The following is a 12,609-nucleotide window of genomic DNA, read 5'->3' as shown; positions in this document are numbered from 1 at the left end:
ATTGATTGAGGACAAAATTATGCAGGCGCGGGTGAAATGGGTTGAAGGGTTAACGTTTCTTGGTGAATCCGCTTCCGGGCATCAACTGTTGATGGACGGCAACGCAGGCGATAAAGCGCCCAGCCCGATGGAAATGGTACTGATGGCCGCAGGCGGATGCAGCGCCATCGATGTGGTGTCTATCCTGCAAAAAGGCCGCCATGACGTGGTGGATTGTGAAGTCCGCCTGACGTCTGAACGCCGCGAGGAAGCACCGCGTCTGTTCACTGCCATCAACCTGCATTTTATCGTCACTGGCAAGGGCTTGGGCGATAAAGCCGTGGAACGTGCGGTGTCGCTGTCAGCCGAAAAATACTGCTCTGTGGCGTTGATGCTGGGAAAAGCGGTGAACATCACCCATAGCCATGAAGTGATCGCGCTGGATTAAGCGCCTGCTCGCGGCGGCGTGCTGTCGTGGCCGCCGCGTCGTTAAGCGCCGGTTCATCGGCGCTTATTATTGGTGCTTATCATCGGTTTTATCGCCGATGTCAGTCGATTTTATTGCCCTCCATCAACCGCTGTACCAGCGGCATCATGATCAACTCCATCGCCAGCCCCATTTTGCCACCCGGCACTACCAGCGTATTGATGTGGGAAATGAACGAGCCCTGCAACATGGCCAGCAGATAGGGGTAATCGATGCGGTCCAGCCCCTGAAAGTGGATCACCACGAAACTTTCGTCCATTGAGGGAATGGCTTTGGCGGCGAACGGGTTAGAGGTATCGACCGTCGGTACGCGCTGGAAGTTGATATGGGTGCGGGAAAACTGCGGCGTGATATGGGTGATGTAGTCTTCCATCGAGCGCACGACAGAATCCATCACCGCCTCGCGGGAGTGGCCGCGTTCGTTGACATCACGTACCAGCTTCTGAATCCATTCCAGGTTGACTATTGGCACCACGCCGACCAGCAGGTCGACATGCCGGGCAACATCATGCTGCGCGGTGACCACGCCGCCGTGTAATCCCTCATAGAACAGCAGGTCGGTCGGCTCTGGCATTGGCTCCCAGGGCGTGAACGTCCCCGGCACCTGATTGTAGGGGATGGCTTCATCATAGGTGTGCAGGTATTTGCGGGTCTGCCCGGTGCCGCTACGACCGTATTCGATAAAGGTGTTTTCCAGTTGGCTGAAGTCATTGGCTTCTGGCCCGAAATAACTGATGTGACGCCCCAGGTCCCGAGCCTTGCGGATCGCCATATCCATTTCCGGTCGGGTATAGCGGTGATAGCTGTCGCCATCCACCAGTGCGGCGCGCAGATTCAGTTGCTGGAAGATCTTGCGAAACGCCAGGCTGGTGGTCGTGGTTCCCGCGCCGCTGGAGCCGGTGACCGCGATAATCGGGTGCTGGTGCGACATGGTGTGTAACCTCCGATGTGTAGGGCAATCTTCGGTGAAGTCATCATTCGATGCGTAAGAGCAATGCCGTGCAGAGCCATCAGGCCATGTTATATCTGAGCCATGTTGTATCTGATCCATGTAATATCTGATCATTGTTAGCATGTTTATCGCACACTGACACGGCAATTTACGTTTTTAAGCGATTGATTCAGGGCTGATACCGTTCATTCCGTTCATTATTGCTGAGCTGGCGGCGGGGCATGATGTTGACGGTTTCGTGTAATTCCGACCACACCAGGACGACCTCGCCGTTTGCCAGTTGCTGACCTATCTCCGCCACTTTTTCTTCCAGTGTGCGCTCCTGCTCGCCGTAGTCGGTGCCTTCACGCAGGACGAATGATTCAATCAGATTTTGCAGTGTTTCCGGTGCCAATTCTTGCCAGGGAATGATCATGCGTTCTGCTCCAGATAAGGGGTAAACCACTCGGGAATACGGTGCTCCAGCCACAATTCAGGCCGCCGCCAGGATCCGCCAACAAACCCGACATGACCACCATGCTCCGTCAACTGATAGTCGATATTGGCAGGGAGTTGCGAGACATCAGCGATGACCTCCGGCGTCATAAACGGGTCGTCTTTGGCGTGGATGACCAGCAATGGCTGGCGGATACGCGGCAGCAACGGCAGGGCGCTGCTGCGCCGGTAATAATCGGTTGCGTCGGTAAAACCGTGCAGAGGCGATGTGACCAGCTCGTCAAACTCCCGCAGGTGATGCACCCGACGTAACCGACTGGCGGACACCGGCAGGCAATCGGGGTACATCGTCAGCTTGTGCAAGGCGTTGCGACGCAGTGAATTCAGCAGATAGAACTGGTAAATGCGTGAAAAACCCTGCTCCAGACGGGTGCTACACGGTTCTAGCATCAACGGCGCGGAGACCACCGCCGCGGCATCCAACGGGCAGGCGGCACCTTGTTGTGCCAGCAGGCAAGCCAGCATATTCCCGCCCAGAGAAAACCCCGCCGCGACGGTAGGGACTTCACCCAGCGTCTGACGCAGCCAGTGCAGGAAGTAGCGCGCATCTTCGGTTTCGCTGGCGTGATACGCCCGTGGCAGGCGGTTCGGTTGTCCGCTGCAACCACGAAAGTGCATCACCACCGCCAGCCAGCCGCGCTGTTGGCAGGCTGCCATCAGTCCGTGAGCGTAAGGGCTGTGAAAACTACCTTCCAGCCCGTGAAACAGTACCACACGGGGTTTATGTGCCGCCTGTTGTGGCGCTTCGCTCCAGGCCAGGTCGATAAAATCGCCGTCTGGCAGGGGCAGACGCTGCCAGACGGGTTTCAGGGCCGCACGACGACGAAGCAGACGTGGCAATAGTGTCTGAATATGCGGGTTGCGCCCACCCGGCAGGGGCTGAAAGCACGCACTACGGTAAGAAGAATTATTCATAAAAAGAGAGCCATGATGAAAAGAGGCATGGGAGCCCGTCGCGGCATGGCGAAGCACTTGTCTGCATCCTGCTGCGCTGCTAGGTTTAACGTCCCTTATGTTAAAGGATCGTCGTTTCATGGAGCACGTCAGCCTGTTTCTTTCAATGCTCGGTTTCTTGTGGGTCGCTGCCATTACACCAGGGCCCAATAATATGCTACTTACTGCCTCCGCAGCCAACTTTGGCGTATTACGTTCCATGTCGTTGATGCTGGGCATTATGATCGGTATGCAAAGCATACTGCTGTTGGTGGCACTGGGGTTGGGTAGTCTTATCCTGCTTTATCCCTCGCTGCATCTGGCGCTGAAGGTGCTGGGTAGTGCCTATCTGCTGTGGTTATCGTGGAAGATTGCCACCGCGGCTTACGAAAAGCTGGATACCGAAACGGCACCACCGCGGCCGATTCCGTTGTATCAGGGTGGATTGTTGCAGTTCCTCAACCCCAAAGCCTGGCTGATGTCGTTGGGTGCGGTGGCTGGGTTTAGCCTGTCTGGTGATGGCTATGTTGGGTCGGTGGTGGCTATCAGCGTGGCGATGGTGTGCGTTAATTTCGTGGCCGGGGTTATCTGGCTGGGATTTGGTGCGATGATCGGCCGCCTGCTGCAAAGTCCGCGTGCCTGGAAGGTGTTTAATCTTGCGATGGGGTTACTGACGGCGACCTGCGTGCTGATGATTTGGCATTAATCATCGTCAAGAGAACCTGAACGGCGGGCCACCGTATGGCGCCCGCCGTTCACTCAGGATGGTGCTTAACGGTATTAGCTTAACCCTGCGTCTCTGCGTCGCGCAGCAACTGTTCGAGTTGTTCCTGCGCATCCAGCCAGGCCATTTCGGTGTTCTCCAGTTCGGCCTTCGTCGCGCTTTGTTTTTGCAAGCAGTCGGTCAATTCGCTTTTGCGGCTGACGTCATATAACCCGCTGTCGGCAAGGCGCTCTTCTACCGCACTCAGCGTTGCCTGCAACTTCTCCATCTGTTGTTCCAGTTGGGTTATCTGCTTACGCAGCGGTTGGGTCAGAGCGCGCAGTTCGGCGTCACGCCGTTTTTGATCCTTCCTCGACTGCGCACTGTTGGCGGCGTTGTCTTTGGGGGCGGATTCTGCCGCGTTATCCTGCTTCTGGGCATCCAATAGCCACTGCTGGTAATCTTCCAGATCGCCGTCAAACGGCTCGACTTTACCGTCGTGCACCAGATAGAGATCGTCGGTGGTAGATCGGATCAGGTGACGATCGTGCGATACCACCACCAGCGCGCCGTCGAAGTCGATCAACGCTTCGGTTAGCGCCTGACGCATGTCGAGATCCAAATGGTTGGTCGGTTCATCGAGCAGCAACAGGTTAGGGCGCTGCCAGACAATCAGCGCCAGCACCAGCCGTGCTTTTTCGCCGCCGGAAAAACGCTCGGTGCACTCGGTGACCTTGTCGCCCCGAAAGCCGAAACCGCCGAGATAATCACGCAGTTGCTGCTCGGTCTCGCGCTCTGCCAGTCGGGTCAGGTGCTGTAACGGTGACTCGTCGGGGCGCAGAAACTCCAACTGGTGCTGAGCGAAATACCCCAGCCGTATGCCTTTGGCCAGGCCGATGTCGCCGCTAAACGGCTGCAGTTCGCCCGCCAGCAGTTTGATGAGCGTCGATTTACCAGCGCCATTGTGGCCCAGTAACCCGATGCGTGAGCCGGGCACCAGATTGAGTTTGATAGAATCAAGAATCAACCGGTCGCCGTAGCCCGCGCTGACCTTTTCCATCCGCAACAGTGGGTTGGGCAGCGCTTGCGGTTCACGAAAGCTGAAGCGGAACGGGTTGTCGACATGCGCCGGGGCGATAAGCTCCATGCGTTCGAGCATCTTGATACGGCTTTGGGCCTGTTTGGCTTTACTGGCTTTGGCGCGAAAACGGTCGATATAGTGCTGCAGATGCGCGACCCGCTCCTGCTGGTGCTGGTACATCGCCTGTTGCTGGGCCAGACGGGTGGCGCGCTGTTGCTCGAACGAGGTGTAGTTGCCGGTGTACTCGAACAGGGTTTCCTGCTCGATGTGCAGGATGCGGTTGGCGATCGGGTCAAGAAAGTCCCGGTCATGGGATATCAGCACCAGCGTACCCGGATAATTTTTCAGCCATTTCTCCAGCCAGATCACCGCATCCAGATCCAGGTGGTTAGTCGGTTCATCAAGCAGCAGTAAGTCGGAGCGGCAAATCAGCGCTTGCGCCAGATTCAGACGCATACGCCAGCCACCGGAGAAATCACTGACGGATCGTTGTAACTGGTCTTGCTGAAAACCCAGCCCGTTGAGCAGGCTGGCGGCGCGGGCTTGGATCGACCAGGCCTGAATCGCGTCCAGTTTGCCGTGCAGAGTGGCGATAGCGTTGCCGTCGTTGCGGGCGTTGGCGGCGTCGAGGTCGGCTTCCAACTGGCGATACTCACGGTCGCCGTCTATCACATAATCAAGCGCCGAGCGCGCCAGCGCCGGGGTTTCCTGATTCACCCATGCCAGTGCCCAGTTTTGCGGAAAGGTGACGCTGCCGCCGTCGGCGCTGATTTCCCCTTTCAGTAATGACAACAGGGTTGATTTGCCACAGCCGTTTTTACCTACCAGACCGACTTTCTGACCTGGGTTGATGGTGGCAGTGGCGTTGTCCAGCAGTACCCGTGTACCGCGTCGAATTTGCAAAGAGGAGAAAACAATCATAACGCGCCAAATGTTCAAATATGTTAAATTACCGATCGGGTATCAGGACTGCCGTGTCCTGTTGTATTGCACTACGCATGGTAGCCGAAAATACCTGCAATGACGACGCCCTGGAGGGGAATGATGTCGCAGCCACCAAAGATTTTGCTGCTGTTTGCCCATCCGGAATCTCAGGATTCGGTCGCGAATAAGCTGCTACTGCACTATGCCCGGCAACTTGGGCATGTCACGGTGCACGACCTGTATGCACACTATCCTGATTTTTTTATCGACATTCATCATGAGCAGCAGTTGCTGCGTGATCACCAACTGATTGTGTTCCAGCACCCGCTTTATACCTACAGTTGTCCGGCATTGCTGAAAGAGTGGCTGGACAGGGTACTGACGCGTGGCTTTGCCAACGGGGTCGGCGGTAATGCGCTGGCCGGAAAATATTGGCGCTCGGTGGTCACGACCGGTGAGCCGCAAGACGCCTACCGTGCGTCGGGCGTGAACCGCTACTCGATGGATGACGTCCTGCGACCGTTTGAGATGACGGCGGCCATGTGCCACATGAATTGGCTATCGCCGCTGGTGATTTACTGGGCCCGGCGTTTGCCGCCTGATGTATTACGGGAACACGCTAAAGCCTACAGCGATTGGCTGGCGTCACCGTTTCCCCATGGGGATTACTAAACATGGAAACGTCTTCGTTATTGAACGCCGGGGTGTTGTTCCTGTTTGTCGCCGTGTTGATGGTGCCGATTGCCGCACGGCTGGGGATTGGTGCGGTGCTGGGCTACTTGCTGGCCGGTATCGCCATTGGCCCGTGGGGGCTGGGATTCATCCGTGATGTGGAAGCCATCCTGCATTTTTCCGAGCTGGGTGTGGTCTTCCTGATGTTTATCATTGGCCTGGAACTGGACCCGGCCAAATTGTGGCGGCTGCGGCGGTCTATCTTCGGTACCGGTGCGGCGCAGGTTTTGCTGAGCGCGACGCTATTGGGTGGCGCGTTGTATCTGAGTCATTTTTCCTGGCAGTCGGCGATGATCGGCGGCATTGGGCTGGCGATGTCTTCTACGGCTATCGCGTTACAGCTGATGCGGGAAAAAGGCATGCACCGTAACGAGGCCGGTCAGCTCGGCTTTTCTGTGCTGCTGTTTCAGGATCTGGCGGTTATCCCAGCGTTAGCGCTGATCCCGGTACTGGCGGGGGTACAAGGCGAACTGGATGACTGGCGGCAGGTGGTGCTGAAGGTGGTGGCATTTGGCGGCATGCTGATTGGCGGTCGCTATCTGGTGCGCCCGCTGTTCCGGTTTATCGCCGCCTCCGGTGTGCGTGAAGTGTTCACCGCCGCTGCGCTGTTGCTGGTGTTAGGTTCGGCGCTGTTTATGGATGCGCTCGGCCTGTCGATGGCGCTCGGCACGTTTATCGCCGGTGTGCTGCTGGCGGAGAGCGAATACCGCCATGAACTGGAAATCGCCATCGAGCCATTTAAAGGGTTGCTGTTGGGGCTGTTTTTCATTTCGGTCGGCATGTCGCTCAACCTCGGGATACTGTACGCCAATATCCTGATGGTGTTGACGGGTGTGGCGATTCTGGTGGTGGTGAAAGGGATTATTTTGTACCTGCTGGCATGGATGTACGGGCTGCGTTCCTCTGAACGATTGCAGTTTGCCTGTGTGCTCAGTCAGGGCGGTGAATTTGCTTTCGTGCTGTTTTCTTCTGCGGCGACGTATCGGGTACTGAAAGGGTCACAACTGCCGTTGTTACTGGTGACGGTCACTCTGTCGATGATGCTGACGCCGCTGCTGATGACGCTGATCGACAAACTGTTATCGCGCCGCTTTAACCATCAGGAAGAGGTGGATGAAAAGCATTATGTGGAGAATGACCGGCCTCAGGTGATCGTAGTGGGGTTCGGGCGTTTTGGGCAGGTTGTCGCGCGTTTATTAATGGCCAACAAAATGCGCATCACGGTATTGGATCGTGATATCAGCGCGGTGCGACTGATGCGCTCCTATGGCTATAAAGTGTATTACGGTGACGCGACTCAGCTCGAATTACTGCGTGCTGCCGGGGCAGATCAGGCGCAATCTATCGTGATTACCTGTGTGAACCCAGAGCACTCTATGACGATTGTGCACTTGTGTCAGCAGCATTTCCCCCATCTGGAGATTCTGGCGCGTGCCCGCGGGCGTGTGGAAGCGCATGAACTGCTGCAGGCAGGTGTCACCCTGTTTACACGTGAAACGTTTTCGAGTGCGCTGGAATTGGGACGCAAGACGCTGATTACACTCGGCATGCATCCCCATCAGGCGTACCGGGCTCAGCAGCATTTTCGTCGGCTGGATATGCGTATGCTGCGTGAACTGATGCCGCAGCATAAAAGCGATGTGGCGCAGATTTCCCGCGTCAAAGAGGCCCGCCGCGAGCTTGAGGAGATCTTTGAGCGAGAAATGCAGCGTGAACGGCGTCGCCCGGATGACTGGGATGAGCACGACGACCATTAAGCAGGGACAAGGTGTACAAGTTGTCTGTCGTAAGTGAATGCAGACCTGATTAACCAGGAGCCGGAGAACAACTATGCGTAAACGCTTTATTGCCGGAGCGGTGTGTCCAAAGTGTCATTCACAGGATACGCTGGCGGTAGGACGCGAAGGCGATGACGAGGTCGTGGTGTGTGTGCACTGCGGGTATCAGCAAAGCCAGTCGGAAGCGCCACCCAAGGCGGCCACGCCGCCTGCCGGTGAAATCATCGGCCTGTTTCGACCGGAATAGCCAGGCTGAAAGCCGCTGTAATGGCGGTGGATGATGCACGGTACGCCGGTGGAACAGGTCTTCCAGACAGTTTTTTATCCCGGGCAATACATGGGGATGTTTTTCCGCTACAATTTGCGCAAATTGATTTCCAACGCTAGGAGATATCATGAAAGTAGCAAAAGACCTGGTGGTCAGCCTGGCTTATCAGGTTCGTACAGAAGATGGTGTATTAGTTGATGAGTCTCCGGTGAGCGCACCGCTGGACTATCTGCATGGTCACGGTTCGCTGATTTCCGGTTTGGAAAAAGCGCTGGAAGGCCGCGATGTGGGCGAGCGTTTTGACGTTAGCGTCGGTGCTAACGATGCCTACGGCGAATACGACGACAATCTGGTTCAGCGCGTACCGAAAGACGTATTTGTCGGTGTGGATGAGCTGCAGGTTGGTATGCGTTTCCTGGCTGATACCGATCAGGGTCCGGTACCGGTAGAAATCACCGAGGTGCAGGATGACCACGTTGTGGTTGACGGTAACCACATGCTGGCAGGCCAGAACCTGAAATTCAACGTGGAAGTGGTTGCTATCCGTGAAGCTACGGAAGAAGAGCTGGCCCACGGCCATGTGCATGGCGCGCACGACCATGATCATGAAGGCTGCTGCGGTGGTCACGACCATGATCACGACGGTTGCTGCGGTGGCCACGGCCATGATCACGATCATGACCATGAAAAGGGTAAAGGCGGTTGCGGCGGCCACGGCGGTTGCGGTTGCCAACACTGATATTTCCCTGTTTCAGAGAAAGCCGCGTGTGAACGCGGCTTTTTTTTTGCTATTTCCCCTTGTGGGAGGAGGGTGATTTTTCCCTGCCCCCGTCTGGCGGTTGTGGTGGCGCTGTCGAATGCGTTAGCGTTTGGTACCCGTCTTTGTTGCCGGGTAGTCCGGAACAATCGGTGTTTTGCTTTTTTGTAATGACTGCATGAAGGCGTTGTTCAGGTGCAGATGCTGCTCCACCAGGGCTGGTGGTGTCAGTGCCAGCCATTGATTGAGCGAGATATCCGCATAGTGGTCGCTCTTAAACAACTCCAGAAAACGCAGTGGCGTCGTGCCGGTATTTTCCACGTAATGCCCCATCGCGAAGGGGACGTAACCGACATCACCCGCACGAAAATCGAAGGTGCGCGCCTGCCCGGATGAGGCAAACACCCCCATCCGCCCCTCTCCTTCAAGATAGTATTGCCACTCGTCATTATTCGGATGCCAGTGCAGTTCTCGCATGGCACCGGGCTCCAGTTCTACCAGTGCTGCCGCGATAGTTTTGGATACCTTGAACACCGACGAGTCGGTAATACGCACGGTACCGCCCTTGGTCTTGATGGGGGTCTGCGCCAGCATACGGTGGCTGAATGGGTTGACTACCTGACCTGCGCCGCCAAACGCGCCCTTGTCGATGTTTCCCGGTACCGGCGCGGCAAAAATGTACTCGTCGGATGGGCTGGGTAGGTGGCTGAAGGTCTCCACCGGTACGCCGAAATTCTTCGCCAGTACCTCCGGCGGTATATGTTTAAACCAGTCACTCAGCAAAAAGGTACTGTCTTCATCGAAGTTACCGCTGTCAAAAGCTAACAGGAACTCACAGCCATCAGGCCCCAGGCCCTGAATCGAGTGCGGCACACCGGGTGGAAAATACCACAGGTCACCGACACCCAGATCATCAACAAACCAACGGCCTTCAGCATCGATGGCGGTAATTCGGGCGTTACCGTACAGCATGTAGGCCCATTCACCTTCTTTATGCCAGTGTAGCTCACGGATACTACCTGCGTTGAGGCGCATATCCACGCCAGCGATGGTGGTGGATATTCCCAGCTCGCGTTGCGTCACCTGACGTGTCCAGCCGCCACTGCCTTTGCGTATATGGGCGTCGCTAAAAGAAAAACGCAGATTGGGTAAGGTCCCGTTATCGGTTAATGGTGGGTTGACCAGATCGGGGTTCTGCATTTGCCGCTGTCGGTTTTGCGGGCCGGGGTCGTTCCCTCCCAGGCCGTTCCCAGTCCATGGAATGGCGTTATCTTGTGCGTGCAGTTTCCCGGCTGCCAGCGCCACGGTTCCGCCAACAGTAAACGCCATAAAGTTTCGACGTGTTAATGCATTCATGAGCGACTCCTTGCTAAGTTAAATGTGATGTCATCATGACGGCGGATACCATTCGCATCGGGCCTGCTCGTGATGTAGGCTGATGCTGTGCTATCTCGTCGCAGTCAGACATCCTGTATTTTTATAACAGCAGCTCACTTTCTCTGCGGGTGACTTGTAAGGAGTTATTGGTAATAAATATAAATAATATTTATGTATTACCAGTGAGAAAGGGTGAGGAAATGGCCGTGTTTGCTATTTGTTTCGCCAATGTTTCGTTTTTGTTTCTCTCAATGCGTGTTTTGGCAAAAAAATAGCGAGGGCAGGGAAGCGGTATGGCTGTGCCGGACGGCGGATGTGCTGTAATGCTTGTTTACAGGTTGAGTTATTGTCACCTCACCGTTCAACGCCTCCCGAGGGAGGCGTTGAATAATATAGCGTTGAATAATATGGTGTTGAATCATTCCGGTGAGAAAGACAGATTACTCCTTCCCTACCAGCATGGCGTCTTGAGGGGCATTGTCTCGCTGGGCGCGGGTCATCAGGAAATAGCTGTAACCCATCAGCATCAGCACAATAAACAGGCCGCCAATAACCGGGTTGAACCACAGCATCGCAATCAGGCACACCACCGACAGTACCAGTGCGATAGCCGGGATTATCGGATAACCCGGTGCCAGGAACGTACGATGCAGCTCCGGTTCGCTGCGGCGTAAACGAAACAGGCTCAGCATACTCATCATGTACATCACGTTGGCCCCGAACACCGCCATCGTGATCATTGCGGCGGTCAACGTCATTCCCTGCAGGTTGATCCAGCTATCGCTAAAGATGGTGGCGATGCCAATCACGCCGCCAGTCAGAATAGCGCGATGCGGTGTCTGGAACCGGGATAGCTTCGCCAGTCCGGCAGGTAAATAACCGGCCCGGGCCAGCGCGAAGAATTGACGTGAATAGCCGAGGATAATGCCGTGGAAGCTGGCGATTAACCCGAACAGACCGATCCACACCAGCATGTGCATCCAGCCCGAGTTTGATCCCACCACGGCTTTCATCGCCTGCGGCAGCGGGTCGTTGATGTTAGACAGCGTACGCCAGTCACCCACACCGCCTGCCATCACCATGACGCCGAGCGCCAGCACCACCAGCGTGATAATGCCGCTGATGTAGGCTTTAGGAATGGTGCGTTGTGGGTCTTTGGCTTCTTCGGCAGCCATTGCGGCACCTTCAATTGCCAGAAAGAACCAGATAGCAAAAGGAATGGCGGCGAAGATGCCGGAAATGGCCGGGCTACCGAAATCACTACTACCGGCCCAGCCGTTGGCGACGAAGTGGCTGATGCTGAAACCGGGCGCGACTACCCCCATGAACACCAGCAATTCGATGACCGCCAACACGGTGACGAACAGTTCAAACATCGCCGCCAGTTTCACGCCCAAAATATTCAGTGTCATAAAGATAAGGTAAGCGCCGGTGGCGGCGTAGCGCGGATCCAACGACGGGTACTGCACATTGAGATAAGCGCCGATAGCCATCGCGATCGACGGTGGCGCGAACACAAATTCGATCAGGGTCGCCATACCGGCAATCAGGCCGCCGGTTTCGCCAAAGGCGCGGCGGCTATAGGCGAAGGGGCCACCAGCATGAGGAATGGCGGTGGTCAGTTCGGTGAAGCTAAAAATAAAGCAGGTGTACATGGCGGCGATAATCAGGGTGGTGACGAGAAAGCCTAGCGTTCCCGCCACACCCCAGCCGTAACTCCAGCCAAAGTACTCGCCGGAAATCACCAGGCCGACGGCAATCCCCCACAGATGAAGCGTACCCAGGGTGGGTTTTAACTGCGTGGGTTTTAGCTGCATTGTCATGACGGTCTCCCCTACAAGTCGTGGGATGAAAATAGCGGCTTTTCATCACCTCTGTGTATAAAAATCATGTGTTTATAAAAATGACCGCGTCAGAAAACGGTACGGTTGCGTGCTGTGCCAGGTCTGTCCGACAGGGTGGTACGCTTTCGATAATGCCGCCTGGGGTTCGTCGGCGACTTGACCTCTGCCCGTAGATTTTTGCGCTCTACGGTCAAACCGGGAGGATTCGCTGGGGCGGTGTCGTGCAAGGTCAATTTGCGGCACTGTGACGTCAAGCATCATCGCCGGAGTGATCTCATTCTGATAGTCAGGCGGTGCCC

Annotated in this window: 12 protein-coding genes; 6 read left to right on the top strand and 6 right to left on the bottom strand. The window is 55.9% G+C overall.

Going from position 1 to position 12,609, the window contains the following annotated elements:
• The first annotated feature begins 19 nt into the window (after positions 1-19).
• Positions 20-427: an OsmC family protein gene (locus FAZ14_RS16225; RefSeq protein ID WP_012886369.1), complete on the top strand. Its 408-nt coding sequence runs from the start codon at positions 20-22 to the stop codon at positions 425-427.
• A 100-nt stretch (positions 428-527) separates the two neighbouring features.
• Here FAZ14_RS16225 and FAZ14_RS16220 read toward each other — a convergent pair whose 3' ends face one another.
• The 3 genes from FAZ14_RS16220 to FAZ14_RS16210 all read right to left on the bottom strand — a co-directional run bounded on the left by FAZ14_RS16220 (position 528) and on the right by FAZ14_RS16210 (position 2,828).
• Positions 528-1,397: a phosphoribulokinase gene (locus FAZ14_RS16220; protein WP_153508868.1), complete on the bottom strand. Its 870-nt coding sequence runs from the start codon at positions 1,395-1,397 to the stop codon at positions 528-530.
• Between the two features lie 190 nt (positions 1,398-1,587).
• Positions 1,588-1,833: a YheU family protein gene (locus FAZ14_RS16215; protein WP_050567031.1), complete on the bottom strand. Its 246-nt coding sequence runs from the start codon at positions 1,831-1,833 to the stop codon at positions 1,588-1,590.
• Positions 1,830-2,828 (bottom strand): hydrolase, encoded by a 999-nt coding sequence (locus FAZ14_RS16210; protein ID WP_038925441.1) that lies wholly within the window; start codon positions 2,826-2,828, stop codon positions 1,830-1,832. Before FAZ14_RS16210 ends, FAZ14_RS16215 begins: the two co-directional genes overlap by 4 nt.
• A gap of 118 nt (positions 2,829-2,946) precedes the next feature.
• Between FAZ14_RS16210 and FAZ14_RS16205 the strand changes: the two genes are divergently transcribed.
• Positions 2,947-3,552, top strand: coding sequence for a LysE family translocator (locus FAZ14_RS16205; RefSeq protein WP_029456532.1), 606 nt, complete (start codon positions 2,947-2,949; stop codon positions 3,550-3,552).
• A 79-nt stretch (positions 3,553-3,631) separates the two neighbouring features.
• On the opposite strand, the gene FAZ14_RS16200 is transcribed toward FAZ14_RS16205, so the two are convergent.
• Positions 3,632-5,551, bottom strand: a complete 1,920-nt coding sequence (locus tag FAZ14_RS16200) for an ABC transporter ATP-binding protein (RefSeq protein WP_038925442.1) — start codon at positions 5,549-5,551, stop codon at positions 3,632-3,634.
• A gap of 123 nt (positions 5,552-5,674) precedes the next feature.
• Here FAZ14_RS16200 and kefG point away from each other — a divergent pair, with 123 nt between their 5' ends.
• The 4 genes from kefG to slyD all read left to right on the top strand — a co-directional run bounded on the left by kefG (position 5,675) and on the right by slyD (position 9,071).
• Positions 5,675-6,226: a glutathione-regulated potassium-efflux system ancillary protein KefG gene (gene kefG / locus FAZ14_RS16195; protein WP_038925443.1), complete on the top strand. Its 552-nt coding sequence runs from the start codon at positions 5,675-5,677 to the stop codon at positions 6,224-6,226.
• A gap of 2 nt (positions 6,227-6,228) precedes the next feature.
• Complete coding sequence (kefB, locus tag FAZ14_RS16190; protein ID WP_153508867.1) at positions 6,229-8,043, top strand: glutathione-regulated potassium-efflux system protein KefB; 1,815 nt, start codon at positions 6,229-6,231, stop codon at positions 8,041-8,043.
• 73 nt (positions 8,044-8,116) lie between these two features.
• Complete coding sequence (locus tag FAZ14_RS16185; protein WP_016942987.1) at positions 8,117-8,311, top strand: YheV family putative zinc ribbon protein; 195 nt, start codon at positions 8,117-8,119, stop codon at positions 8,309-8,311.
• A 148-nt stretch (positions 8,312-8,459) separates the two neighbouring features.
• Positions 8,460-9,071, top strand: coding sequence for a peptidylprolyl isomerase (gene slyD, locus FAZ14_RS16180; RefSeq protein ID WP_019845185.1), 612 nt, complete (start codon positions 8,460-8,462; stop codon positions 9,069-9,071).
• Positions 9,072-9,194: 123 nt separating this feature from the next.
• On the opposite strand, the gene FAZ14_RS16175 is transcribed toward slyD, so the two are convergent.
• Together FAZ14_RS16175 and eat are read right to left on the bottom strand one after the other, a co-directional pair.
• Entirely contained in the window at positions 9,195-10,445 is a 1,251-nt protein-coding gene (locus FAZ14_RS16175; RefSeq protein ID WP_016942989.1) for an oxalate decarboxylase family bicupin, read from the bottom strand.
• 461 nt (positions 10,446-10,906) lie between these two features.
• Entirely contained in the window at positions 10,907-12,289 is a 1,383-nt protein-coding gene (gene eat, locus FAZ14_RS16170; RefSeq protein ID WP_038925444.1) for an ethanolamine permease, read from the bottom strand.
• Positions 12,290-12,609: the final 320 nt, after the last annotated feature.

It is taken from the genome of Dickeya oryzae, from assembly GCF_009372235.1.
Taxonomy (GTDB): domain Bacteria; phylum Pseudomonadota; class Gammaproteobacteria; order Enterobacterales; family Enterobacteriaceae; genus Dickeya; species Dickeya oryzae.
Note: the sequence above shows the minus strand (reverse complement) of the source record. Positions and strands in the feature narration are given on the sequence as shown.